This window comes from Candidatus Pseudothioglobus sp. Uisw_041 (assembly GCF_048087625.1).
In the GTDB taxonomy this organism is placed as follows: Bacteria; Pseudomonadota; Gammaproteobacteria; order PS1; family Pseudothioglobaceae; genus Pseudothioglobus.
Genome location: NZ_CP159805.1, coordinates 267,925 through 291,327, shown reverse-complemented (window position 1 = coordinate 291,327; position 23,403 = coordinate 267,925). Strand labels below are relative to the sequence as shown.

Genomic DNA, 23,403 nt, shown 5'->3' with positions numbered 1-23,403 from the left:
GTATGTTGGAGTTTATTTATTTAAACTCTAAATTAGAGTATATATGAATTGCTGCATCATCATTATCCTGTAATGGGTTATCTCTACAAAATTTAATTACTGCATAATAAAGTGAATCTACATCAATATGATCTACCTCTCTACTAAGTTCATAGTTTCTTGCAGTTATATATCCCTGCATCCATACGCCAACTACTAATTCAGTAATTTTATTGTTGTCTCTATCGCTTGATAATAAATCTCCACATGTTCTAGTTCCCAAAATTGTGTAAGCAAAACTAGAACTGGTCATAAATAAACTTACCAAAAGAAGAAGTAATAATTGTTTTTTCATAAGTAGATGTTATTTTGAACTATGAGAGAATTCTACTCCTGCAACAATCGAATGTAAAATATACTTACACACTGTGCAAGGAAACAATGGAATCCATACAAAAAGTAATATAAATGAATATATTTGATACCCTTAAAACTTACACACTACTTGGACACTTTTCAGAAAATACTTTTAAATCAATGACTTATAAGAGTGTTCTCATTGAGTGGGAATGAATAAAAATGCATACAAAATAGGTATTGCATTTTGATACATTCTTTTTTAACTGGTTTTTTTCTTGGATTTTCTTTAATCGTAGCCATTGGAGCTCAGAATACTTTTGTTCTAAGACAAGGTATTCTTGGTCAACATGTCTTTTATATAGCTTTATTTTGTGCCCTTTCTGATGCTCTGCTAATTTGCATTGGAGTTGCAGGTATATCATTTTTTTTAAGTAATTTCATTAGCCAAAATTCAAACATTTTATTTGGCTTATCTGCTGTTTGGCTCACTGTTTATGGTCTTATAAGATTAAGATCTGCACTTAAATCTAATAATACTATTGAAATTGAAGCCTCTATATTAAGGGATCTTCTTCCAACTATATCAATTGCGGCAGTATTAACTTTTTTAAACCCACATGTGTATCTTGACACCATGATTCTTATTGGGTCAATATCTCAACAATTTTCTGGATTTCAAAAAATTACATTTGCGTTAGGCGCCTGCTTAGCTAGCTTCGTTTTTTTCTTCAGCCTTGCATACGGAGCAAGGTTATTAACACCAATAATGCTACGCCCTTTTTCATGGAAAATCCTTGATGGACTAGTTGCATTTATTATGTTTACTATTGCATTCCAATTAGCTTCTGCAGGAAACTATCTTTAAAAAATAAACTTTTGATAAAATCAAACTATGAATGAAGATAAAAAATGGATGAATCTTGCACTCGAGCAGGCCAGAAAAGCTGAAGAGCAAGGTGAAGTTCCAGTAGGAGCTATCTTGATCAAAGATGGACTTATTATCGCAAAAGCTCATAATCAGCCGATATCAAAAAATGATGCAACTGCACATGCTGAAATTCAATTATTAAGAGCCGCAGGTAAAAAGCTAGAAAACTATCGCATAACTGATACTACACTTTATGTAACCCTTGAGCCCTGTGCAATGTGCTTTGGAGCAATTATACATGCCAGAGTAGGTCGTATTGTCTATGGAGCCTATGATCTTAAAACAGGAGTTTGTGGATCATGCACTGACTTCAGGAGTTTAAGTTGTTTTAAACATCAGGTTAGTATTACTGGAGGCATTCTACAAAAAGAATGTAGTGACATATTACATAAATTTTTTAAACTCCGCAGGTAGCTACTTTTGGTTTATGTGATAATATAATTCAATTTTATTGTCACAGAAAAAAAATAATGAAAAATAATAAACTAAATAATGACTTACTTGAAGATGAAATAGACTTAATAGAGATAATTAAAATTTTGATTAAATCAAAAAAATTAATAATTTCAATTACCTTAGCTTTTCTATTATCAACTTTCATTTATAACTCATTTCGAGAGGAAAGATTTGTATCAAGTGTTTTGTTAGAAATCGGATCTTATGAATTAGTTAATGGAGAAGAACAATTAATTGAGCCTATTCCAAGTCTAGTCTCGCAATTAAAAGTTGATCTAATCTATAGACAACGTCTAAAAAAGAATAAATTAAAATTGGACTCTATAGAAGACAAATTATTGGAAATTAGTTACATATCACCTTCATCTGAATTTAATAAAAACCTACTAGAAAAAACCATAATATTCATCCAAGATAGGCATACACGCATCTTATCCAATCTTATAGAAACTCAGAAAGTTAGGGCTACTAATGCAATAAAAGCTATCAATAATAAAATAAATTATATTAATAAATCTTTAGAAGTTCAACAAGCAACTCAGAAAGTTAATGCTACTAATGCAATAAAAGCTATTGATAATAGAATAAATTACATTAATAAATCTTTAAAAGTTCAACAAGCAACTCAGAAAGTTAATGCCGTTTATGCAATAAAAGCTATCGATAATAGAATAGATTCTATTAATGAATCTTTAATAGTTAAAAAAGCAACTCAGAAAGTTAATGATACTAATGCAATAAAAACTATCAATAATGAAATAACTACCCTTCAAGGTAAAATAAAATTATTAATAGAACTAATTCCTGTAGAAGAAAATAATTTGGCTCTGTTAGAGGCTGACTATGCTGCTACAATAAAAAGAATTTCTTCATCTCCAACTTTACAGCAACTTATTTATTCATATAATGCTAAAGTTCTTACTTTAAAAAATGAAATACAAAATTTAATTACAGAGAAAGACAATCTAGAGCTGCAACTTAACTCCGACTCAACAACAGATTTGGCGTCTGAAGAGTTGCTTGAATTAAACCAAGAAAAAAACAATTTAGAGCTGCAACTTAACTCCAACTCAACAGCAGATTTGGTGTCTGAAGAGTTGTTTGAATTAAACCAAGAAAAAAACAATTTAGAGCTGCAACTTAACTCCGACTCAACAACAGATTTGGCGTCTGAAGAGTTGTTTGAATTAACCCAAGAAAAAGAAAATTTTGAGCTGCAACTTATATTAGTTAGAGATCAAAAAAATACAACTGGACCAATTCATGAGATTGCAAGTGGAGCACACAATAATTCTAAATTCCTTTTATTGCTTGCCCCTTTTCTTGGCTTTTTCTTTTCAGTTTTTTTAGTGTTTATCAGACAGGCATTCATTAAAGAGCAGAATTAGAATAGCCATTGAATTCCTTAAACAGTATACATGCCACCATTTACATGGACTGTTTGAGCAGTGATATAAGAGCCACTATCACCAGCTAAAAATAAAACTGCCTGTGCAACTTCATCAGTAGTGCCCAATCTAGCTAAGGGGATCTGCGAAGCTAGTGCTACTTTTTGGTCTTCAGGAAGCTTATCAGTCATATCTGTTTGAATAAAGCCAGGGGCTATTGCATTAACAGTAATACCTCTAACGCCAACTTCTCTCGCCAACGACTTAGTAAAGCCCATAATCCCAGCCTTTGCAGCAGCATAGTTTGACTGACCTGCGTTCCCCATAGCACCGACAACTGAAGTAATAGAGATAATTCGCCCAGATTTTTTAATCATACCCCGCAGCACAGCCTTTGACATCTTATAGACAGAAGAAAGGTTGGTATTAATAATATCATCCCACTCATCCTCCTTCATTCTGACAAGGATATTATCACGAGTGATGCCAGCATTATTAACCAAAATATCTACAGATCCGTAGTCTGCAGTGATACTCTTTAAAAGCTCAGAAATTTGTTCATTATCGGTAACATCAAGCCTCATACCCTTACCAAGGATATTGTTTTCAGTAAATATTTTAGATATCTTATTGGCGCCCTCTTCACTCGTTGCCGTTCCAATAACTGTAGCACCAGATTTACCTAAAGTTAAAGCTATTGCTTGGCCTATACCTCTACTTGCACCAGTAACTAAGACTAATTTTTCGTTAAGCATTTGATATCTCCTCAATTGTAGATTTTAATGAAGTCAAGTCTATTATAGCCAAACCACTCAAAGACTTATCAATGCGCCTTGTCAGCCCAGCCAATACTTTCCCAGGACCAGCTTCAATTATCTTTTCAACGCATGATTCTTTCATTTTTTGAACTGTTGATGTCCAAAGAACTGGCTTATGAAGCTGTTCAACTAATTTTAATTTTATCTCTTCAATATTACTTGAATAATCCGCATCAACATTATGAATTACTTTCTCACTACCCATTTGAAAATTAATATTATCAACTGAGTACTTATATTCCATTGCGGCGTCTTTCATGAGTGAGCAGTGAGATGGAACGCTTACCGGGAGAACCAATGCCCTTTTTGCTCCAGCCTCTTTCATTAACTCACATGCATGGGCTAATGCGTCTTTTTCTCCAGCAATAACTACTTGTCCTGGTGAATTGAAATTCACAGCTTCAACAACCCCTTTATCGCTCGCTTTAAGGCATATCTCAATCACTCTTGTATGATCAAGTCCGAGTATAGCGGCCATAGAACCTGAGCCGCTTGGCACTGCCGCTTGCATGAGTTCAGCTCTTTTTCTCACTAATTGAACCGCATCAAAAAAACTTAAAGAACCAGAAGCCACAAGCGCCGTATATTCACCTAGACTGTGCCCAGCAATAGAGATAGGCGTTAAATTAACCTCGCCTGCTAAAACTTTATAAGTGGCATAGCCGGCTGCCAGCATTACTGGCTGAGTGTTCTCAGTAAGGTTTAATAGTTCTTGATCTTCATTAACAATCTTCCATAGATCTAAATTGATTGCGTCGCTTGCTTCTTGAAAAATCTCATTAACAACTGAGAAATTACTTCGAAGATCAGATAGCATGCCTAGAGATTGAGAGCCTTGACCTGGGAATACGATTGAATATTTCATAATAAGACTAATTATAATTGAGATTAATAACAAAAAAGCGCCAGAAGGCGCTTTTTAAAATAAGTAACAGTAAATTACTAAGCTGTCTGAATTGAAACGTATTGACGATTAAATTTACCTTTCTTTTCAAACTGCACTTTTCCATCCGCAACTGCAAATAAAGTATCGTCTTTACCTTTCTTAACGTTAGTGCCTGGATGAAATTTAGTTCCTCTTTGGCGAACTAGAATATTTCCAGCAAGTACTACTTGGCCGCCAAAACGTTTGACTCCAAGTCTTTTAGACTCTGAATCTCTACCGTTATTAGTACTACCGCCTGCTTTTTTATGTGCCATAGATTACCCCTTATGCCTTAATTTTATCAATTTGAATTTCAGTAAACAGCTGACGATGCCCTTGTTGCTTCATAGAGTGCTTACGACGTCTGAATTTTAAAATGTGTACTTTTTTACCTTTGCCTTGAGAGATTACTTTCGCTTCAACGCTTGCTTTCGCAACATGTGGAGAGCCAACTTGTACTTTATCACCATCTGCGACCATTAAGACCTCATCAAAGGTTACTTTCTTTCCAGGCTCTACTTCAAGCTTCTCAATTTTTAGAGTCTCACCTTCTGTAACTCTGTATTGCTTTCCACCTGTTTTAATGACTGCGTACATAACAAATCCTAATCTGATTGCTAAAAAGGAAGGAATTATACTCGAACGTTGCTCTTAATGAAAGCACTGTTAATGAAATAAGTTATAATTCTCTGTTTTAAATCAACAGAGACAAAACATGATTATTTTAGAGACGAACATGGGTGAAATTCACATCAATGTTGACGCGGATAAAGCGCCAATTTCAGCTAAGAATTTCACTGATTATGTAGAAGACGGTTTTTTTGATGGAACCATCTTCCATAGAGTTATTCCTGGCTTCATGGTGCAAGGCGGAGGCATGACTGAAGACATGCAGCAAAAACCCACGAAAGCTAATATTGAAAATGAGGCTAAAAATGGCCTAAAGAACGTTAAGTATAGTCTTGCTATGGCAAGAACTGCCGCGCCCCATTCAGCCAGTTCGCAGTTTTTTATTAATGTTAATGACAATCAATTTTTAGATTTTCCAGGTCAAGATGGTTGGGGCTATTGCGTTTTTGGTGAAGTCGTTGCAGGCAAAGATGTGGTTGATAAAATTGAAAAAGTTGAAACAATAAATTTAGGTGGTCATTCTGATGTCCCTGGCGAGGCTGTTATGATTATCAAAGCCTCTATTAAAGATTAATTTTATGGGGCCAGATTAATTCTGGCCAATAAAAGCATGTTAACTTCATTAATCATCTCTGATTTACACCTTACAAACGTTGAGGGTGATAAGGTTAATTTTTTTAATACCTTTTGTGAGGATCATGCGTCCAAAGCAGATCAGCTATTTATTTTAGGAGACTTGTTTAACACTTGGCTAGGCGATGACGTCTCACTTACAAGTCACAAAGCTATTATTTCCACGTTAAAGGAATTATCAAAAAAAACTAAAGTCTTTGTAATGGTTGGTAATCGTGATTTTCTGCTCTCACATAATTTTGAAGCTGAAACTGGCTGCACATTAATCAATGAGCCTTACGAACTGGAGCACGACACAAAGAAGTTTCTTCTAATCCATGGAGACAGTCTTTGCACTGATGACATTAACTATCAAAAGTTAAAAAGGGTTCTTAGAAATCCACTGGTTCAGTATATTTTTCTGCATTTAACAAAAAATATTCGCCTCAAGTTAACGGGCCAGCTTCGCAAAAAAAGTGTTGAAGCTCAAAGTTATAAATCCTCAAAGATTATGGATGTAAACCAACAGAGTACTGACCTCTTAATGTCAAAGTATCCAGGCTATGATTTAATTCATGGTCACACCCATCGTCAAAAAGCTCATACTATGAAAAATTACACGCGCTATGTCTTGGGCGACTGGTCTCAAAACAAAGGCAATGCTATCAAATTGAGTGACGGCCTAGAGTGGCTTGAAATTAACTGACCGCTCAAAAAGATTAATTGAGCCAACCTTTAAGTTCACCTTATCTTCAATATTAATTTTTGATTTGAATTTGATTTGAGTCATCATTGCAAGAGATGGAATATTTATTAGAGCCTTCTCACCATTTACTTCAACAACAACGCCCTTCCCTTCCCAAGTATTATTTTGCTTCAGGTATAAACACTTGAAGTGCTCAATACTTTGACGACTTGCCTTATTTACTTTTGGCATCGACGAGTTAATTACCTTAATTCTATCTTTAACAGCGTTGTCATCCAAAGTAGGTTGATTGCTTAAAAACCTTACCAATTGCTGCTGAACTAATAAATCTAGATAGCGCCTCATTGGACTCGTAGCCCTTGTGTATGCTGAGAGTCCTAAGCCTGAATGTATAGAAGGCTTTACTGTTATCTTAGATCTTTTAAATCCTCTAGAGGCTTCGAACGCTTTTGCAATAGTTAATTTTTGTATATTATCAATAACTTCTTCGCTAAAACTCCCAGCCTCTTGAGTTAGATAGGGCAATGAAATATTATTTTCAATTGCAAACTGCGCAATCGTGCGCCCAGCAATTACCATCATCTCAGCAACTAATTCTCTACTAGCACTATCCACTTGAGGCCTAATAAAAACCTTTTGATCTTTAACTTTAACATCAACATTTGGAAGGTTTAATTTGATTGCGCCATTATCTCTCCTAAAGGCTTTATGAGAAATAGCAATATCATTCAATTCAGACAAAACCTCATTTTCATTTATGACTCTATCGGCATGCTCATAACTCATATTTGTAACTTTTATTTTACTTAAGTGAATCTCGATATCATTTATTTCTGAGCTATCAAGTCTTAATCCAATTGAGATGGCATATGAAATCTCACTACTCCCCAAAGAGCAAACAGAAGATAACTCTGGAGGCAGCATATGAAGAATTTGATCAGGAAGATATAAATTTGAGGCTCTTTTTTGGGCAAAAATATCAAGCTCGCTGTCAATCTCTACATAACTTGCAACATCTGCAATGTGAATCCAAAGTTTATCTCCATCAATGCTAATAGCGTCATCTGCATCACTAGAGTCGCTATTATCTATGGCAAGGGAGGTTAGGTGGGTTAGGTCTTTTCTTGAAAGTTCTTTTGATTCAACTTTCACTTCCTCATCTAAATAAACCTTATGTCTCTGAGGATAGGGGTTTGTAAACTCAGACCAGTACTTAAGCTTAACAAGAAGTTCGTGAGCATTTTCTGAAGTATTTTCAATAGATAAAGTGCTCATCGCCTTACTATGCTTTGATTGATTTAAGGCGACTTGCTCTATTTCATTGATCCAAACAATGTCATCATTATCAAAAATATTATTATTTAAATTAATAATACATCTTTCCAAGCTTTCTGCTGCCAAAGCTTTTTCATTTCTTTGTTTTTGAATTATTTTAACTTGCTCTATTGGGCGAAGCATTAAAACATCTTTAGCCCAATAGAAGTATAAACCGTCTTCAGACATCAAGTAAGCGCACCAAGCGTTTTGGCTTGTAAAGTCATCAAAAATCCACTCGGTTATTTCTTGAAGCGATAATGAGTCTTCTTGAAGATCATTGAGGATGCTTATATCAGCCTTACTGCATTGATCAGTTACATTTGAGTACTCAGGATGGATATAACGAAAATCTTTTTCTCTCACTTTTTGTGAAGATCCATCAGAAAAACTGACTTCATACTTATGGGTAGTTGAGGCAACAATCTTTGCCGGCTTACCTTTGTATGCAACAAGTGCACCAATTATTGACAAGAATTACTCCAATGTAAAGAATTTAATTACTGAAGACAGTAGATTTTCTATTAAGACTCAGCCTGCTTTTCTTTGATATGCTTGCTAATTGAAAGCACAGTAATAACTATTAAGATCAAAGTAAGGCCTAGAGTTCCAAATAATTTAAAGTTTACCCAGGCTTCTTCAGTTCTTTGAGCAGATAAGCACAGATTTTCTAGAGGCGTTTGAGCGCAGTCAAAGTTACTCAGGTCTATCTTTGGATCGACTAGTATTCCGCTGTCTAAAAATTGTTGCCTAGCAGTGAGTGCAGTATTTACAAAATAGGCATTAACGATGGCAATACCTACAAAACCAAAACCCCAAAACCACGTTAAGCGAGTCCAAATAGCTTTAGGAAGATCAAGCTCTTTACCCATCATTCTTTCGAGCAGCGTCTTACTTCCAATCCAGTTACTGCAGATCAGTGCAATTGCAAATATTACGTACAGAACGCTTACTTTCCACATAACGAATGCAGGATCTCTTAATGCAATACTGATTCCGCCAAAAACTATCAGCAAAATAAAGGTAAGGACCTGTGAGGTCACAAACTTTCCAGTTGTTATTCTGGCGTACATCATTTGCGCGAAGGTTGACGCAATCATTGCATATATAGCAGCGTAAAGTCCGAAGAATTTATACACAACAAAGAAAAGGATTATGGGGCCAAAATCAAATAGAAACTTCATTTATTTACTCCGAATGCTCTTTAGAGCAAAAAATTTTACCATTTTTAACAATAGCATCTTGCTCTGGAATGTAAGTTTCACAAACTGAACATGCAAGCATTTTTTGCCCAGTTTTTTTCTTTGAAGAACTTGCTGGGACTTGACTCATGAATTTCTTAATAAGAGAGAATCCAACCCAACCCAAAAGTAATGCTAATACATAACTCATTATAGAAACAACCTCAACAAATTTAAACTCATAAAAGATAAATTTTACATAAATAATTTATCTTTCTGCGTTAAAGGTTTAATCGCTTCATTATATTTATTATTTGTAAGTATTTATTAAATGGGCTACTATATTATTTGTAAGTGATTAAAGAATAAAATTATTAATTTTATGCAAACCGAAATTCATCAAAGCCCAACTGGCTCAAAAATTAATCTACATAGCCTTTTACCTTTAGGTGAAGCTAGGGCTGTGGTCCATATAACTCATGGAATGGCTGAGCACTCAAAGAGGTACTCTCGATTTGCATTGGAGTTAATGGGCGCTGGCTTTGCAGTTTTTGCTCATGATATGAGGGGACATGGACTTACTATAGCTGATGATGCGCCGCAAGGAGTGTTTGCTAAATCTGATGGACTCAATAAAGTATTAGAAGATCAAAATGAAATTATAAATCTAATTAAAGAAAGGCTTCCTAACAGGCCAGTAATTTGCTTTGGACACTCTCTTGGCTCAATCATTAATTTAAACTTTGCATTAAAGTATCCAAATCAAGTCAATGCTCTTGCATGCTGGAATAGCGGAATTGAAACAGGTCTCTTGCCAAAAGCTTCAAGAATAATATTAGCAATAGAAGGTTTTTTTCGTAATCAAAACCTTCCAAGCTTAATTGCCTGGAAGCTTTCTTTTGAGGCTTGGAACTCAAAATTTAAACCCAATCGTACTAAATCTGATTGGCTATCTCGGGATGAAAATGAAGTGGACCTATATGTCAACGACCCTTATTGTGGGTTTGAAATATCAATATCTATGTGGAGAGAGGTGCTGGGTGGCATTTTCTATGCAGGCAATAAAAAAAATATACAAAAATTACCTAAAGCTCTTCCAGTACATATTGTTGGCGGAGCTGAAGATCCATGCACTCTAAATGGAGGTGACATGGAAAAACTAGCAACAAAACTTCAAAACAGTGGACTCTCTGATGTCACCTGCACGATTTTAGAGGGCACTCGTCATGAAAGTTTAAATGAAATTAATCGCGATCAAACAACCAAGCAGTTTATTAAATGGCTTGAGAAAAGGTTTTAATAATTCTTTAGCTTTTCTTAATGAGTAATTGATAAAAAAAATATTATCGATAGTATATAATTTCCCGTTCTTAATCCTTCTTCGCCCGGATGGTGAAATTGGTAGACACACAGGACTTAAAATCCTGCGCCTTTAACGGGCGTGCCGGTTCGATTCCGGCTCCGGGCACCATCTTCTCAACTCGACTAAACTTTCTCCTAATTACTTTATCTTCAGAAGATTCTTTTTATAGGTCAAATTTAGCCATAAATAATATTATTTAATGGTAATATGCTAATTGTTAAGAATTATTATTGGTAATTAAAATACCTTCAATATGACTTCACAAAGTAGGATAAATATAAATAATATTAACTAATAAAAGGAGAATGAATATGAGCGATGGAGAGACTCAAGATTCAGAATTAATTTACGAGCTAGAGGCGAATCCGCCAACCGCTGAAAAATTCTTTGCAGCACTACAACACGTACTTGCAAGCTTTGTAGGCGTAATAACCCCAACCTTAATCATTGGTGGCGCACTTGGACTAGGTGAACAGATACCTTATCTTATAAGTATGGCGCTTATGGTTTCAGGTGTTGGAACAATTATTCAAGCAAAAAAACCTATGAATATTGGTGCTGGAATGATCTGCGTTCAAGGAACAAGTTTTGCGTTTCTTAGCTCTGTTCTTGCAGCTGGCTTTCTTGCGAAGGCTCAAGGTGGTGGGCCAGATGAAATTCTTGCAATGATAATGGGTGTGTGTTTCTTAGGAGCGTTTATAGAGATTGGCTTAAGTCAGTTTTTACCGCAACTTAGAAAACTGATCACTCCAATTGTAACGGGTACAGTAATTACTATTATTGGTATTAGTCTTATTAAGGTTGGCTTAACGGATCTTGGTGGTGGCCAGTGGCTGCTAGATAATAAGCCACAGTTTTGGGGTTCTTTAACTAATATAGCCCTCGGATTCATAGTGATGATTTCAATCATTATATTGAATCGTTCTAACAATCAGTGGATACGTTTATCATCGATCGTTATTGGACTAGTTATAGGGTTTGTTGTAGCAGCAGTTTTGGGTAAGATTAGTTTCAGCTCATTGTTCGCTGTTCAACAAGTTATAAGTATTCCTATACCTTTTAAGTATGGCTTTGATTTTGATATTATTGCCTTTATACCTATTGCGTTAATTTACATAATTACCACAATAGAATCTTCTGGTGATATTACTGCTAACTGCATGATATCAAAACAAGAGATCAAGGGCGAAGGTTACTTAACTCGTATCAAAAATGGTGTTCTAGGTGATGGCGTTAATTCAGCAATTGCTGCTGCTTTTAATACGTTCCCTAATACAACGTTTAGCCAAAACAATGGTGTAATTCAGTTAACTGGTATTGCAAGTAGGCATGTAGGAGTTTGGATTGGAATAATCCTTGTTATTATGGGCCTATTCCCTCATGTAGGATCAATCCTTAGAGCACTGCCAGCCTCTGTTTTAGGCGGTGCTACGATCGTAATGTTCGGAACTGTTGCGGTGGCAGGAATCAAGATCCTTTCAACAGTAAATATGAATCGTCGTAATATGCTTATATTAGCTGTATCTTTTGGTATGGGTCTAGGTGTTTTACTAGTTCCTCAGTTTGCAGGAGCTCTAGCTAGTAATATAGGCGGTACATTTGGAAAGCTTATGGGAAGTATTTTTAGTTCAGCAATCACCACTGGTGGTATAACTGTTCTTATTATGACTGCTCTTATGGGCGAAAAAGTAGAAGACTAGTATAGTTTTCTTAATAAAAAAGGGTAGCTTAAGCTGCCCTTTTTTTTATGGCTGCAATCAAACCTATAAACTCATTGAATTAGACCTCTTTTGACACTTTAATATAACTAAATTAGTAGAATTCATAATGTAATTTGTACCAATATTAGAAACACTCACTTAATTATGTATGGTATATTTCATTTTGTTATATAAAATTTTATTGAATTAAGCTCAATTTAAGCTTTATACAAAGCCTTCAATAGGCAGTTTGAATAAAACCTAAAAGTTTAATATAATGTAATTATTTAGTAACTAAAACAGACGGTCAAAAGCCGCCTTTTGAGTTTATTTTTGTTTAAAAAAAGTGTTTATCTATGAGTAATAAAGAACCGCTAGTAAAGTTTGAAAATGTGCAAAAAAGTTATGATGGTGAAATACTTGTTGTTAAAGACTTCAATTTAGATGTCGCACCAGGTGAGTTTGTTACAATGCTAGGGCCATCTGGCTCTGGAAAAACGACCTGCCTAATGATGCTTGCAGGATTTGAGCCAACAACTAATGGCACAATCTACTTAAAAGGAAAGCCAATTAACAATGTCCCTCCTCACAAACGAGGCATTGGTATGGTATTTCAAAACTACGCCCTCTTCCCGCACATGACGGTTGCTGAAAATCTAGCGTTTCCTCTTGAAGTACGCAAATTTGGCAAAGCTGAAAGAGAGGCAAAAGTTAATCGCGCTCTGGATATGGTTCAGTTAGGTGAATTTGGTCAAAGACGCCCAATGCAACTATCAGGCGGTCAGCAGCAGCGCGTTGCTGTAGCAAGATCTCTTGTATTTGATCCTGATTTAGTTTTAATGGATGAGCCCTTAGGCGCACTGGATAAAAACTTAAGAGAGCAGATGCAGTATGAAATTAAGCACCTTCACGAAAGCCTTGGATTAACAGTGGTCTACGTAACGCATGACCAAACTGAAGCGCTAACTATGTCGAACCGAATTGCTGTTTTTAATGATGGTGTGGTTCTTCAGTGCTCTTCCCCAGAAGATCTTTATGAAAAACCTGAAAACTCATTCGTTGCAAACTTCATTGGTGAAAATAATCGCCTAATGGGAACCGTTGAAGCCATTAAAGGAAATACAGCCACAGTAAAAACAGACTCTGGAGATATCGTTGTTGCCACCAAGGTTAATGTTGGCAAGGTTGGAGATCGCGCGACACTATCATTAAGACCAGAGCGCATCATGGTTGCACCAAAAAAAGGAAAAACGCCAAACACATATTCAGCCAAGGTAGAAGAACTTATCTATCATGGCGACCATATTCGCACACGCTTTAGTGTGTGTGGACACGACGATTTTATCGTCAAAATTCCTAATTCAATCGATAATGTTGACCTCAAAAAAGGTAAACAAGTTGATATTGGTTGGATGTCGGAAGATTGTCTTGCTTTAGATGGTTAGAGCTTAGACTTAACTTTAGGAGAAATATATGAAAAATGTAATAACAAAAACTCTGGTTGCCGGTGCTATTTCAACAGCGATGTTGGCTGGTGCAGTCCAAGCAGAAGTAACTTTTGTTTCTTGGGGTGGTGGCTATTCAGCTTCACAACAAAAAGCTTACGTTGACACTTACTCAAGTGGAGATGTAAATATGATTAGTTACAATGGTGGATTGGGTGAGGTTCGTGCTCAAGTTGAATCTGGAAGTGTTCAGTGGGATATCGTAGACGTACTTGCATCGGATGCTCGTATTGGTTGTGATGAGGGTCTTTTCGAAGAGCTAGATCGCAGCATGTTCCTACCTTCGCCTACTGGTGTAGCAATGGATGATGATACGATGGTACCGGTTCCAAATGATTGCGTAGTTCCGCAAATTTGGTGGTCATACGTTCCTTTCCATAAGGCTGACACCTTCTCAGGTGATCAACCATCAACTATACAAGACTTCTTTGACGTAGAAAAATTCCCAGGAAAGCGTGGTATTCATACTTGGGCTAGTGCTATAACAGAAATGGCATTGTATGCTGACGGTGTTGCTATTGATGATATCTATGATGTATTAGGTACTCAAGCAGGACAAGATCGTGCTTTTGCTAAACTTGATACAATCAAAGATCACGTAGTATTTTGGTCTTCAGGTGCTAAGCCACTTGATCTAGTTAATTCTGGTGAGGTTTCTATGTCACTAGCGTATAACGGCCGTATCGGTGGTGCTGTTCTTAATGACGGCGCTGACTATGTTACTGTATGGGATGGACAAGTACTTGAAGAGGAATGGTTAGTTCTTCTTAAAGGTGCTCCAAACCGTGCTGCAGCTATGCACTTCTTAGTTCATGCTTCTAGCTCTCAGGCGCAAGCAGATCAAGCTAAATGGATCAACTATGGTCCTATGCGCACATCTGGTCTTGATATTATGAAAGCGGGTGAGCCATGGTTCAATACTGGTGTAGCAATCATGGAGCATATGCCTAATACTGATGAGCATATGGCAGGTGGTATTATGGCCAATCCTGATTTCTGGGCAGATAGTGGTCAAGCAATAAATGATCGCTATGCAGCTTGGATGGCTCAATAAGTAGCTAACCTAAAACGAGCTTATTTATTTAACCTCGTTTAATAAAACAGGTCGGGTTTTATAACGACCTGTTTTTATTTTTTAAAAACTAACAAACAAGTTATAGATTTAATGAATATTTTATGAGTGATACTTCGATAACAAACTCTCAAGAACCATTACTAACAAACGATGGTGTACCGCTTAAAGTAAGCTTACGCAAATCTTTGCGTAGAACAAAAATTCGCTCTTTTCTGTTAATTCTACCCCCACTATTATTCTTATTATTAATGTTTGTAACGCCTATTGGCTCGCTTCTATCAAGAAGTATTGATGACATCCAAATTAATAATGTATTTCCACAGACATTTGCTCAGTACGAATTATGGGAAGATAAATCCCAACTCCCTAGTGAAGAAATGTTTGCCGCAGTTGTAAACGATATTAGAGTCACAATCAAAATTAAAGATGGTGAAGGAAATGTTATTGGTAAGAATTTACTCGGTAGATCTGGCACTCGAATGACTTATGAGTTCTCTGGCTGGAAAAGTTTAATAAATAAAACAGTCAAAGAAGCTCTAAAGGTTGATAAAAAATCAAAGGAAGCAGTTAAACCTTTTAAGTGGGAGGCGCCCTACAAAGAAAAGATGATTAAAAGAGATAAGCGCTGGGCCAAGGTTGAATTCTGGCAGTCGTTAGGGGCAATGAAAGACCCCTACACGATGGGCTATTATCTAAACGCTGTTGACCTGAAGTATGACGCCAATAAAAATATCATTCAGAAGGCAGAGTATTTAAAAATTTATAACACAATTTGGATTAGAACTCTCCAAGTAAGCCTGATGGTGACTATTTTCTGTTTACTGCTTGCCTATCCAGTTGCTTATTTACTAGCAACACTTCCAATGAAAACCTCAAATCTATTAATGATATGCGTATTGATGCCATTTTGGACGTCGCTCCTAGTAAGAATTGTTGCTTGGATGATTATGCTTCAGCAAAATGGTGTTGTTAATGACACATTAATGTATATTCTGCCTTGCTTTGAAGGAATGGTGGACCTGCCATTTTTTGGTGCTACCAATATTGACCTTTGTTTTAGTGATGAAGATCGACTTCCTATGATGTACAACTTTACTGGAACCATTATTGTAATGACGCAGGTACTTCTGCCATTTATGATTTTGCCAATCTATAGCGTCATGAAGGGAATACCTCCAAGCTACATGAAGGCAGCTCAAAACCTGGGTGCCACTCCTACGCGAGCCTTTATTCGTGTTTATATGCCTCAATCAGTTCCAGGTATTGGCGCTGGATGCATATTAGTATTTATTGTTGCCATTGGCTACTACATCACGCCAGAATTGGTTGGCGGAAAAGATGGAATAATGATTGGTAACTTTGTTGCGCGTGAAATGCAGAGAACATTAAATTGGGGTCTTGCTGCTGCTATGGGAGCAATTCTTCTAGCTGCAGTTTTGGTTCTATATTGGGCATATGACAGACTGATTGGCCTTGATAACTTAAAAATGGGATAGTCATGAAATTTCCTTCATACACAACACCTCGAGAAAAACTATGGCACTATACTTATAGGATATTTTGTGGGCTTGTATTGTTTTTCTTAGTTGCCCCACTGATTGTTGTTATTCCACTATCATTTACTAATTCTGTTTTCTTGCAATTTAGCCCTGAAATGAAATTCTTTAGCTTTGAGACTTGGTCTTTTAACTTTGATGGCTATGGAACTCGCTGGTACAAAGAAATGTTTGGTATTTGTTCTGAAAATTCAGGAACAACTGTCTGCACAGATAGGTGGATGATTGGCTTTAAAAATAGTGCTATCATTGCAATTTTTGCCACTTTCTTTGCAAGTGTCTTAGGCACATTAGCAGCACTTGGTTTGTCTAATAGACATATGCCGTTTAACCGTTTAATAATGGCGCTTATGATTTCTCCAATGATTGTCCCGCTTATCATTACTGCTGCCGGAATGTTTTTCTTTTTTGCTAAAGTCAACCTTGTTGCAACCTTACCAGGCCTTATTATTGCCCATACTATTTTAGGGATACCATTTGTTGTCATAACAGTCTCTGCTTCACTCTCTGGATTTGATAGTAACTTACTGCGCGCTGCTTCAAGTTTAGGCGGAACACCGCTAAGAAATTTTTTCAAAGTTCAAGCGCCACTAATAGCGCCAGGGGTTATAGCAGGTGGACTATTTGCATTTATTACCTCTTTTGATGAGGTCGTTATTGTGCTCTTTGTTGGTGGCCCCGATCAGTACACGCTTCCAAGACAGATGTGGTCTGGAATTCGCAATGAGATAAGTCCAACGATTCTAGCTGCTGCCACTCTTCTTGTGATTTTCTCGATTGTATTACTTTCCACACTTGAATGGCTTCGCCGTCGCTCTGAAAAGATCCGAGGCATAACCCCTCACTAAAGCTTTTAATTTTTATCCAATTGTTGATTCTTAATGTATAGTCTCATTAATGGAAAAACGTACCCCTTCAGAGAAGAATAAACAATCCTTAGTTATCATTTCGTGCCTTTTAATTACTTTTTGTATGGGCACTATTCATGCATTTAGTACTTTAATTGAAGGCATTGAACTGCAAATCAATGCAGGCAGGATGGCATCAAGTCTTATCTATTCAACTGGGTTAATCAGCGTAACAGTTGCTGTATTTTTTGGATCCACCCTATATCGTAAATTGTCTCCATCATTGATCATCGTTTTAATAGCAATATTGCCCTTAATTGGCGTCCTTATATCAAATACAGGTAGTTGGATTGGATGGATAGTTGGCTATGGCTTTTGCTTTGGGTTTGCAAGTGGCCTAGGATATGGATTTTCACTGTATGCAGCCTCCTCTGTAACCTCAAGCCAAAAGCTCGGCTTGGTGCTTGGCGCTGTGTCAGCATCCTATGCGTTTGGTGCTGTTATTTTCTCGATGCTTTACCCACTACTTTTTAGTTATTTTGACTTTAAAGCTGGCTACATGATTGGTGTTTCACTACTAACCATTGTTATTATTATTAGTTTAATTCTTTTTCGATTAGCAAAAAAAGACTTAACTGCAAAAACAAAATCCATTAGCAAAAATCAAAGTGTTAAAGGAAAAATTATTAAGCTATGGCTGGCCTTTTTCCTTGGTGTTTTTGCTGGCCTTATGACAATAGGTCATGCAGTGCCAATTATTAAAGCATCAGGAGGGTCATCTGAAATTGCAATAACTGCTATTTCCCTAATGGCTCTTGGAAGTGGTATTGCAGGTATATATGCTGGCTGGCTTGCAGATCGATTTGGTTGCAAGCGCCCTATTTTAGTAATTTTGACTATAAGCTCTCTCGCCCTATTAAGCCTTTCAACATTTACAAGTATTAATCTAATGTTAATATTTTTGACTCTTATCGCTTCTCTTTATGGCGCCTTAATTGCAATTTATCCAACCTTAGTGAATCACGTATTTGGACCTGATTACTCAGCTTGGGCCTATGGAAGAATTTTTACCGCATGGGGAGCAGCGGGCTTAGTGTCACCTTCTCTTGCCGGCTGGTTATTTGATCAATATAATAACTACAATTCATCATTATTTTTTGCCTTCATTTTATCCATTTTTGCTGGATTAATCATTTGGAGTCTCAAATATGACGTTAATGGTGCAACACATTAACTATTAAAGAGTTCTCCAAAAAAATGACGATCCAGAATATAATAAAACATATTTATTACTTAAATCTATCATCATGAAAAAACATATTATTTCCACCAATAAGGCCCCTGCTGCAGTAGGAACATACTCTCAAGCTGTTGCTGTTACAGGCGGAACTACGATCTATCTTTCAGGGCAAATTCCTTTGGTTCCTGAAACAATGGAAGTAGTGGAAGGCGGCATTGAAGAGCAAATTCACCAAGTATTTAAGAATTTATTAGCCATGTGTCAAGAATCAAAAGGCAGCTTAAGCGATATCGTTAAACTTAACATTTTCTTAACAGACCTAAGTAATTTTGCTACATTAAATGAAATTATGGCTACCTACTTTACAGAGCCATATCCAGCCAGAGCAGCTATTGGTGTAAACGAACTCCCAAAAGGTGTGAGCGTTGAAATGGATGGCGTAATGGTAACTGACTCAAACTCCTACAGTTTCTAATTTTATGCCTTCACTCTCTGATCCAATTATTTCGATTAGTGGATTAGGACAGAAGACTTCATATAGGTTAAACCAACTAGGGATTCATACGCTTGAACACTTACTGTTTCACTTGCCAAGTCGTTATCAAGACAAAACAACTATAACGTCGCTTTCCAGAGCAAGTGTTGAAGACGAAATCCTAATTGAAGTAACGATTGATAGAATTGAAGTCATTCCTGCAAGGCAGAGACAGCTTCTTTGTTACTTATCGGACAATCAAAACCAAAGAGTTCTATTACGATTTTTTCATTTTACGCAGTACCAAAAGCAAGCACTTATTCGCGGTGAGACTCTACAGTGCTTTGGTGAAATAAAAATCGGCCGCCAAGGCCTTGAAATGCACCATCCTGAATATCGAATTATTTCGCAAGATCAAAAGCCACTCCTTGAGTCAACCTTAACACCGGTTTATCCTCTTTGCGCCGGCGTTAGTCAAAATAAAATGAAACAATGGGTAAATAATGCTTTAGACGTCTTAAAAGCGAGCGTAATTGATGATTATTTTGAAAAGATAACACAAAGTATGATGCCAAGCTTAAAAGACTCTTTATTCTTGCTTCATCACCCTAATAAAAATGAAGATTTATCAAAAATTGAAACCTTTACTCACATTTCTCAGCAGAGATTAATTATTGAAGAGCTGGCAGCCCACCAACTAAGTCTTCTGAAAATTAAAGAAGCAAGAAAAAGTAAAGAATCAAAAAAAATTTCTATTAAAAATGCATTGAGCAATAAACTTCTAAGCTCACTGGAGTTTGATCTAACTTCTGCTCAATCTCGATGCATTAGCCAAATTAATGAGGATCTATCAACCTCTGAACCAATGCATAGATTACTTCAGGGTGATGTAGGTTCTGGAAAAACAATCGTAGCAGTGTTTGCACTTCTTCAAGTAGCTGAAAATAATTTCCAAACTGCCGTAATGGCGCCAACTGAAATTCTAGCTCGACAGCATCTTCAAAATTTTAGTAATTACCTCACCCCACTTGGTATTCACATTGCTTTTCTGTCAGGCTCTCAAAATACTCAAGAAAGAAAAGATAACTTAAGTCTTATAGAAAATGGAAAAGCAAAAGTTATTATTGGAACCCATGCATTATTTCAAGAAAATGTTTACTTTGAGGATTTAGCATTAGTGATCATTGATGAGCAGCACAAGTTTGGAGTTCATCAGAGACTATCACTTTCTAAGAAAGCTATCTTAACACCTCATCAATTAGTCATGACCGCTACGCCAATCCCCAGATCATTAACGATGAGCGCTTACGCTGACTTAGATACTTCAATTATTGATGAGTTACCTCCAGGTCGCCAAACAATTGAAACTGTTGCACTAAGTAACGCTCGAAGGGATGAACTAATTACCAAAATTAAACAAATTTCAAAGGAAGGACGTCAAATTTATTGGGTGTGTACTTTAATTGAAGAGTCAGAAGCTCTTCGAGCCGAGTCTGCTGAAAAAACATATACATATCTCACAGATAACCTTAGAGATCTAAAAGTTGTAATGATTCATGGGCGCTTAACAAAGTCAGAAAAAGAAATTATTATGTCAGACTTTTCTAAAGGAGAAACCAACCTTCTCGTTGCTACAACTGTAATTGAGGTTGGGGTCAATGTCCCTAATGCAAGTCTGATGATTGTTGAGAATGCAGAGCGTCTCGGTCTGGCTCAACTTCATCAACTAAGGGGCCGGGTTGGAAGAGGCTCTGAAAAAAGTGCTTGTGTCTTACTGTATCAATCACCCCTTAGTCAAACAGCCAAAGAAAGGCTTGATATTCTTCGTCAGAGTAATGATGGATTTTTGATTGCTCAAAAAGATTTAGAGCTGCGTGGTCCGGGTGAAATTTTAGGGACACAGCAAACTGGCATTGCATCAATGAAAATTGCAGATATTGTTAGAGATTCTTACCTACTCAAGCAGGTGGGATACTACTCATCAAAAATGCTAGAAGCAGAGCATACTAGTCAAAATGCTCTAATGACGCGCTGGATTGATGAAGAGAAAACTCACTATTTCGATGCCTAATGTCTTCTAGAACTCATTAAAATTAAAGACTCTTGTAAAATACCTAACCTATGTTCAATCCAGATAAGTTTCAATGGCGAATTTTTAATCCTCAAGAAGGGGTTCCTGAGCACGTCTGCAACTGGCTACTGGATGGCCAATCTTTAACTGCTAAACTTAGAGATAAATATGAAGATTTCAAAGTTAATGTTCTCTCTCAAGAGCAAGATAATCCCTATGATTGCGAATTAAAGCTTCTCGCAGCTAGTAATAATCAGACTTTTATTGTAAGAGAAGTTGAGCTTATTGGATCTCAAAGACCCGTTGTTATTGCACGCTCATTAATCCCGTTGACAGCGGATACAAGTGAAATTCTAAAAATTGGAGCCAAGCCATTGGGAGAAATTTTATTTAATGATCCTCAAATTAAACGTGGTCATCTTGAAGTTGGAAGTTTCAATAAATCATGGGCCAGGCGTTCAACTTTTAAAATTGGGAAAACCAAATTACTTGTTTCTGAAATTTTTTTGGAGTCACTTTATGCGTGATAAATTGTTTAACAGTATTGTTGATATAGCTGATTTTCGTTTCGATGCAGATGTGGTTAAGGTATTTGATGATATGGTTAGAAGATCTGTTCCTGGATATGACTCTATGATTCAAATGGTTGGCCTTGTCGCCCGAATGTATGGGCAAGATAATACTAACTATTATGATCTTGGCTCGTCGACAGGAGCAATATCATTTGCGCTAGCACTAAATAATAAAAATAAAAATAACAAATTTATTGCTATTGATAACTCAGCTGAAATGGTAAAAAAATGTCAAGCAAACTTATCTAATAAAATTGATAACTTGCAAGTGCTTTGTTCAGACATTACTGACACCGAGATCAATGATGCGTCTATTGTTGTTTTGAACTTAACGCTGCAGTTTATTGATGTTGGAGCAAGAGCTGCGCTCTTAAAAAAAATATATGATGGCCTAAACCCTGGAGGCGTATTAATAATTAGTGAAAAGATACACTTTGAGGATCCTGAAACACAAGATCATATTACAAAGCTTCACTTAGATTTTAAAAGGGAAAATAGCTATAGCGAGCTTGAAATTGCAAACAAACGACAAGCAATTGAAAACGTGATGATTACTGAAACTAAAAAAACTCACATTGACCGACTAAGAGATTGTGGCTTTAGGGAGACTAGCTGCTACTTTCAGTGCCTCAACTTTGTATCATTTTTATCTGTAAAATAAATTTCGTTTAATCGGCTTTAAATTAGGTTTTTCTATGTTACTAATGATCGACAACTACGATTCATTTACTTATAACTTGGTTCAGTATTTTGGTGAACTTGGTCAAGAAGTTGTCGTCTATAGAAATGATGAAATCTCTATTAATGAGATTGAAAGTTTAAACCCTAACTATATCGTAATATCGCCAGGCCCATGCACTCCAAATGAAGCTGGAATTTCTTTAGAGCTAATCAAAAAGTTTGCTGGAAAGTTTCCTATACTAGGCGTATGTTTAGGTTTTCAGGCAATTGTTCAATCATTTGGTGGAAATATTATTGGCGCCCAGAAGATTATGCATGGTAAAGTTTCACCTGTTCATCACACCTCTAAGAGCGTTTTTAAAGGCCTTAAAAATCCTCTTAATGCAACTCGTTACCACTCACTAGTAGCTGAAAAAACGACCTTACCAGATTGCTTTGACGTAACCGCTTGGACTAATACAGAGTCTGGAGATATTGAAGAAATAATGGGTGTTCGTCATAACTCTTACCCAATTGAAGGCGTCCAATTTCATCCTGAATCTATTCTCACAGAACATGGACATCAAATGCTTAATACTTTTTTACAGGACAATCAATAATCATGGAATTAATTCAATTTTTACAAGGTGAGCTTTTACTCACTGGAACCTTACTTGCTCTTATTATTCTTCTTATAGTAAACATCTATGGAGACACGTTTAAAAAATATGCAGTAGTTGATACCCATGCTGCAGTTTCTTTGATGGATGATGATGAGCTGATCATTCTAGATGTGCGTGAAGAAAAAGAACGCTCTTCTGGATTTATTAATAATGACATTAATATCCCTATGAGCCAAGTTAAAAATAAAATGGGCTCACTTGATAAATCAAAAAATATACTTGTCTATTGTAAAAGTGGCACTCGATCTGATCAAATTTCAGGCTTTCTTTCTAAAAATGAATTTCAAAATGTATCTAGCCTAAAAGGCGGCTTTAATGCTTGGCAAAAAGCTGAATTACCAATTCAAAAATAACTAAT

Annotated in this window: 26 protein-coding genes and 1 tRNA gene; 19 read left to right on the top strand and 8 right to left on the bottom strand. The window is 36.4% G+C overall.

The window, feature by feature from the left end; translation table 11 throughout:
• Positions 1-16 precede the first annotated feature (16 nt).
• Positions 17-334, bottom strand: coding sequence for a hypothetical protein (locus ABXT44_RS01490; protein WP_416687527.1), 318 nt, complete (start codon positions 332-334; stop codon positions 17-19).
• Positions 335-583: 249 nt separating this feature from the next.
• Here ABXT44_RS01490 and ABXT44_RS01485 point away from each other — a divergent pair, with 249 nt between their 5' ends.
• From ABXT44_RS01485 to ABXT44_RS01475, 3 genes are read left to right on the top strand one after another with little or no spacing between them, the layout of a single operon-like run.
• Positions 584-1,204 (top strand): LysE/ArgO family amino acid transporter, encoded by a 621-nt coding sequence (locus ABXT44_RS01485; protein WP_416687525.1) that lies wholly within the window; start codon positions 584-586, stop codon positions 1,202-1,204.
• 27 nt (positions 1,205-1,231) lie between these two features.
• Positions 1,232-1,681, top strand: a complete 450-nt coding sequence (gene tadA / locus ABXT44_RS01480) for a tRNA adenosine(34) deaminase TadA (RefSeq protein ID WP_416687523.1) — start codon at positions 1,232-1,234, stop codon at positions 1,679-1,681.
• A gap of 56 nt (positions 1,682-1,737) precedes the next feature.
• Entirely contained in the window at positions 1,738-3,111 is a 1,374-nt protein-coding gene (locus ABXT44_RS01475) for a Wzz/FepE/Etk N-terminal domain-containing protein (RefSeq protein ID WP_416687520.1), read from the top strand.
• 17 nt (positions 3,112-3,128) lie between these two features.
• On the opposite strand, the gene fabG is transcribed toward ABXT44_RS01475, so the two are convergent.
• The 4 genes from fabG to rplU all read right to left on the bottom strand — a co-directional run bounded on the left by fabG (position 3,129) and on the right by rplU (position 5,451).
• A complete protein-coding gene (fabG, locus tag ABXT44_RS01470; protein WP_416687517.1) occupies positions 3,129-3,866 on the bottom strand; it encodes a 3-oxoacyl-ACP reductase FabG in 738 nt (245 codons plus the stop codon).
• Positions 3,859-4,794, bottom strand: a complete 936-nt coding sequence (fabD, locus tag ABXT44_RS01465; RefSeq protein ID WP_416687515.1) for an ACP S-malonyltransferase — start codon at positions 4,792-4,794, stop codon at positions 3,859-3,861. The genes fabG and fabD overlap by 8 nt, the downstream gene beginning before the upstream one ends.
• A gap of 77 nt (positions 4,795-4,871) precedes the next feature.
• A complete protein-coding gene (gene rpmA / locus ABXT44_RS01460) occupies positions 4,872-5,129 on the bottom strand; it encodes a 50S ribosomal protein L27 (protein WP_271541775.1) in 258 nt (85 codons plus the stop codon).
• Between the two features lie 10 nt (positions 5,130-5,139).
• Positions 5,140-5,451: a 50S ribosomal protein L21 gene (rplU, locus tag ABXT44_RS01455; RefSeq protein ID WP_416687513.1), complete on the bottom strand. Its 312-nt coding sequence runs from the start codon at positions 5,449-5,451 to the stop codon at positions 5,140-5,142.
• Positions 5,452-5,569: 118 nt separating this feature from the next.
• Here rplU and ABXT44_RS01450 point away from each other — a divergent pair, with 118 nt between their 5' ends.
• Positions 5,570-6,058, top strand: a complete 489-nt coding sequence (locus tag ABXT44_RS01450; RefSeq protein WP_271541773.1) for a peptidylprolyl isomerase — start codon at positions 5,570-5,572, stop codon at positions 6,056-6,058.
• 36 nt (positions 6,059-6,094) lie between these two features.
• Positions 6,095-6,802, top strand: coding sequence for a UDP-2,3-diacylglucosamine diphosphatase (locus ABXT44_RS01445; RefSeq protein WP_416687510.1), 708 nt, complete (start codon positions 6,095-6,097; stop codon positions 6,800-6,802).
• Here the strand turns inward: ABXT44_RS01445 and ABXT44_RS01440 are convergent.
• The 3 genes from ABXT44_RS01440 to ABXT44_RS01430 are packed head-to-tail and all read right to left on the bottom strand — an operon-like array spanning position 6,779 to position 9,508.
• Positions 6,779-8,590 carry a ribonuclease catalytic domain-containing protein gene (locus ABXT44_RS01440; RefSeq protein WP_416687506.1) on the bottom strand — a complete coding sequence of 604 codons (1,812 nt, stop codon included), beginning with the start codon at positions 8,588-8,590 and terminating at the stop codon, positions 6,779-6,781. The genes ABXT44_RS01445 and ABXT44_RS01440 overlap by 24 nt on opposite strands.
• Positions 8,591-8,640: 50 nt before the next feature.
• On the bottom strand, positions 8,641-9,300 hold the full coding sequence (locus ABXT44_RS01435; protein ID WP_416687503.1) for an inner membrane-spanning protein YciB: 660 nt from the start codon (positions 9,298-9,300) through the stop codon (positions 8,641-8,643).
• 4 nt (positions 9,301-9,304) lie between these two features.
• On the bottom strand, positions 9,305-9,508 hold the full coding sequence (locus tag ABXT44_RS01430; protein WP_416687500.1) for a PP0621 family protein: 204 nt from the start codon (positions 9,506-9,508) through the stop codon (positions 9,305-9,307).
• 171 nt (positions 9,509-9,679) lie between these two features.
• Here ABXT44_RS01430 and ABXT44_RS01425 point away from each other — a divergent pair, with 171 nt between their 5' ends.
• From ABXT44_RS01425 to ABXT44_RS01360, 14 genes are all read left to right on the top strand, one after another.
• Positions 9,680-10,597: an alpha/beta fold hydrolase gene (locus ABXT44_RS01425; protein ID WP_416687499.1), complete on the top strand. Its 918-nt coding sequence runs from the start codon at positions 9,680-9,682 to the stop codon at positions 10,595-10,597.
• A gap of 83 nt (positions 10,598-10,680) precedes the next feature.
• Positions 10,681-10,768, top strand: a tRNA-Leu gene (locus ABXT44_RS01420).
• 203 nt (positions 10,769-10,971) lie between these two features.
• Positions 10,972-12,360, top strand: coding sequence for a uracil-xanthine permease family protein (locus ABXT44_RS01415; protein ID WP_416687496.1), 1,389 nt, complete (start codon positions 10,972-10,974; stop codon positions 12,358-12,360).
• Positions 12,361-12,716: 356 nt separating this feature from the next.
• On the top strand, positions 12,717-13,805 hold the full coding sequence (locus tag ABXT44_RS01410) for an ABC transporter ATP-binding protein (RefSeq protein ID WP_416652526.1): 1,089 nt from the start codon (positions 12,717-12,719) through the stop codon (positions 13,803-13,805).
• A gap of 28 nt (positions 13,806-13,833) precedes the next feature.
• Positions 13,834-14,919: an extracellular solute-binding protein gene (locus ABXT44_RS01405; RefSeq protein WP_416687493.1), complete on the top strand. Its 1,086-nt coding sequence runs from the start codon at positions 13,834-13,836 to the stop codon at positions 14,917-14,919.
• Between the two features lie 122 nt (positions 14,920-15,041).
• A complete protein-coding gene (locus tag ABXT44_RS01400; protein WP_416687490.1) occupies positions 15,042-16,436 on the top strand; it encodes an ABC transporter permease in 1,395 nt (464 codons plus the stop codon).
• 2 nt (positions 16,437-16,438) lie between these two features.
• Positions 16,439-17,344 carry an ABC transporter permease gene (locus ABXT44_RS01395; RefSeq protein WP_416687489.1) on the top strand — a complete coding sequence of 302 codons (906 nt, stop codon included), beginning with the start codon at positions 16,439-16,441 and terminating at the stop codon, positions 17,342-17,344.
• Positions 17,345-17,393: 49 nt separating this feature from the next.
• Positions 17,394-18,578, top strand: coding sequence for an MFS transporter (locus ABXT44_RS01390; protein ID WP_416687486.1), 1,185 nt, complete (start codon positions 17,394-17,396; stop codon positions 18,576-18,578).
• Between the two features lie 73 nt (positions 18,579-18,651).
• The gene (locus tag ABXT44_RS01385) at positions 18,652-19,059 is read left to right on the top strand and encodes a RidA family protein (protein WP_416687485.1); all 408 of its coding nucleotides are present in this window, start codon (positions 18,652-18,654) and stop codon (positions 19,057-19,059) included.
• Between the two features lie 4 nt (positions 19,060-19,063).
• Positions 19,064-21,130: an ATP-dependent DNA helicase RecG gene (recG, locus tag ABXT44_RS01380; protein ID WP_416687482.1), complete on the top strand. Its 2,067-nt coding sequence runs from the start codon at positions 19,064-19,066 to the stop codon at positions 21,128-21,130.
• Between the two features lie 50 nt (positions 21,131-21,180).
• Positions 21,181-21,657: a chorismate--pyruvate lyase family protein gene (locus ABXT44_RS01375; protein ID WP_416687480.1), complete on the top strand. Its 477-nt coding sequence runs from the start codon at positions 21,181-21,183 to the stop codon at positions 21,655-21,657.
• Positions 21,650-22,363: a carboxy-S-adenosyl-L-methionine synthase CmoA gene (gene cmoA, locus ABXT44_RS01370; RefSeq protein ID WP_416687477.1), complete on the top strand. Its 714-nt coding sequence runs from the start codon at positions 21,650-21,652 to the stop codon at positions 22,361-22,363. Before ABXT44_RS01375 ends, cmoA begins: the two co-directional genes overlap by 8 nt.
• Positions 22,364-22,397: 34 nt before the next feature.
• Positions 22,398-22,982 carry an aminodeoxychorismate/anthranilate synthase component II gene (locus tag ABXT44_RS01365; RefSeq protein ID WP_416687475.1) on the top strand — a complete coding sequence of 195 codons (585 nt, stop codon included), beginning with the start codon at positions 22,398-22,400 and terminating at the stop codon, positions 22,980-22,982.
• Positions 22,983-22,984: 2 nt separating this feature from the next.
• Positions 22,985-23,398 (top strand): rhodanese-like domain-containing protein, encoded by a 414-nt coding sequence (locus ABXT44_RS01360; RefSeq protein ID WP_271541318.1) that lies wholly within the window; start codon positions 22,985-22,987, stop codon positions 23,396-23,398.
• Positions 23,399-23,403 lie beyond the last annotated feature (5 nt).

Excerpts from the sequence above, each read along its gene's own strand:
- fabG (WP_416687517.1), bottom strand. The coding sequence starts at position 3,866 with ATGCTTAACGAAAAATTAGTCTTAGTTACTGGTGCAAGTAGAGGTATA.
- ABXT44_RS01405 (WP_416687493.1), top strand. The coding sequence starts at position 13,834 with ATGAAAAATGTAATAACAAAAACTCTGGTTGCCGGTGCTATTTCAACA.
- ABXT44_RS01375 (WP_416687480.1), top strand. The coding sequence starts at position 21,181 with ATGTTCAATCCAGATAAGTTTCAATGGCGAATTTTTAATCCTCAAGAA.
- ABXT44_RS01410 (WP_416652526.1), top strand. The coding sequence starts at position 12,717 with ATGAGTAATAAAGAACCGCTAGTAAAGTTTGAAAATGTGCAAAAAAGT.
- ABXT44_RS01390 (WP_416687486.1), top strand. The coding sequence starts at position 17,394 with ATGGAAAAACGTACCCCTTCAGAGAAGAATAAACAATCCTTAGTTATC.
- ABXT44_RS01360 (WP_271541318.1), top strand. The coding sequence starts at position 22,985 with ATGGAATTAATTCAATTTTTACAAGGTGAGCTTTTACTCACTGGAACC.
- ABXT44_RS01395 (WP_416687489.1), top strand. The coding sequence starts at position 16,439 with ATGAAATTTCCTTCATACACAACACCTCGAGAAAAACTATGGCACTAT.
- ABXT44_RS01435 (WP_416687503.1), bottom strand. The coding sequence starts at position 9,300 with ATGAAGTTTCTATTTGATTTTGGCCCCATAATCCTTTTCTTTGTTGTG.
- cmoA (WP_416687477.1), top strand. The coding sequence starts at position 21,650 with ATGCGTGATAAATTGTTTAACAGTATTGTTGATATAGCTGATTTTCGT.
- ABXT44_RS01430 (WP_416687500.1), bottom strand. The coding sequence starts at position 9,508 with ATGAGTTATGTATTAGCATTACTTTTGGGTTGGGTTGGATTCTCTCTT.
- fabD (WP_416687515.1), bottom strand. The coding sequence starts at position 4,794 with ATGAAATATTCAATCGTATTCCCAGGTCAAGGCTCTCAATCTCTAGGC.
- ABXT44_RS01400 (WP_416687490.1), top strand. The coding sequence starts at position 15,042 with ATGAGTGATACTTCGATAACAAACTCTCAAGAACCATTACTAACAAAC.
- ABXT44_RS01450 (WP_271541773.1), top strand. The coding sequence starts at position 5,570 with ATGATTATTTTAGAGACGAACATGGGTGAAATTCACATCAATGTTGAC.
- tadA (WP_416687523.1), top strand. The coding sequence starts at position 1,232 with ATGAATGAAGATAAAAAATGGATGAATCTTGCACTCGAGCAGGCCAGA.
- rplU (WP_416687513.1), bottom strand. The coding sequence starts at position 5,451 with ATGTACGCAGTCATTAAAACAGGTGGAAAGCAATACAGAGTTACAGAA.
- rpmA (WP_271541775.1), bottom strand. The coding sequence starts at position 5,129 with ATGGCACATAAAAAAGCAGGCGGTAGTACTAATAACGGTAGAGATTCA.
- ABXT44_RS01385 (WP_416687485.1), top strand. The coding sequence starts at position 18,652 with ATGAAAAAACATATTATTTCCACCAATAAGGCCCCTGCTGCAGTAGGA.
- ABXT44_RS01425 (WP_416687499.1), top strand. The coding sequence starts at position 9,680 with ATGCAAACCGAAATTCATCAAAGCCCAACTGGCTCAAAAATTAATCTA.
- ABXT44_RS01475 (WP_416687520.1), top strand. The coding sequence starts at position 1,738 with ATGAAAAATAATAAACTAAATAATGACTTACTTGAAGATGAAATAGAC.
- recG (WP_416687482.1), top strand. The coding sequence starts at position 19,064 with ATGCCTTCACTCTCTGATCCAATTATTTCGATTAGTGGATTAGGACAG.
- ABXT44_RS01445 (WP_416687510.1), top strand. The coding sequence starts at position 6,095 with ATGTTAACTTCATTAATCATCTCTGATTTACACCTTACAAACGTTGAG.
- ABXT44_RS01490 (WP_416687527.1), bottom strand. The coding sequence starts at position 334 with ATGAAAAAACAATTATTACTTCTTCTTTTGGTAAGTTTATTTATGACC.
- ABXT44_RS01415 (WP_416687496.1), top strand. The coding sequence starts at position 10,972 with ATGAGCGATGGAGAGACTCAAGATTCAGAATTAATTTACGAGCTAGAG.
- ABXT44_RS01365 (WP_416687475.1), top strand. The coding sequence starts at position 22,398 with ATGTTACTAATGATCGACAACTACGATTCATTTACTTATAACTTGGTT.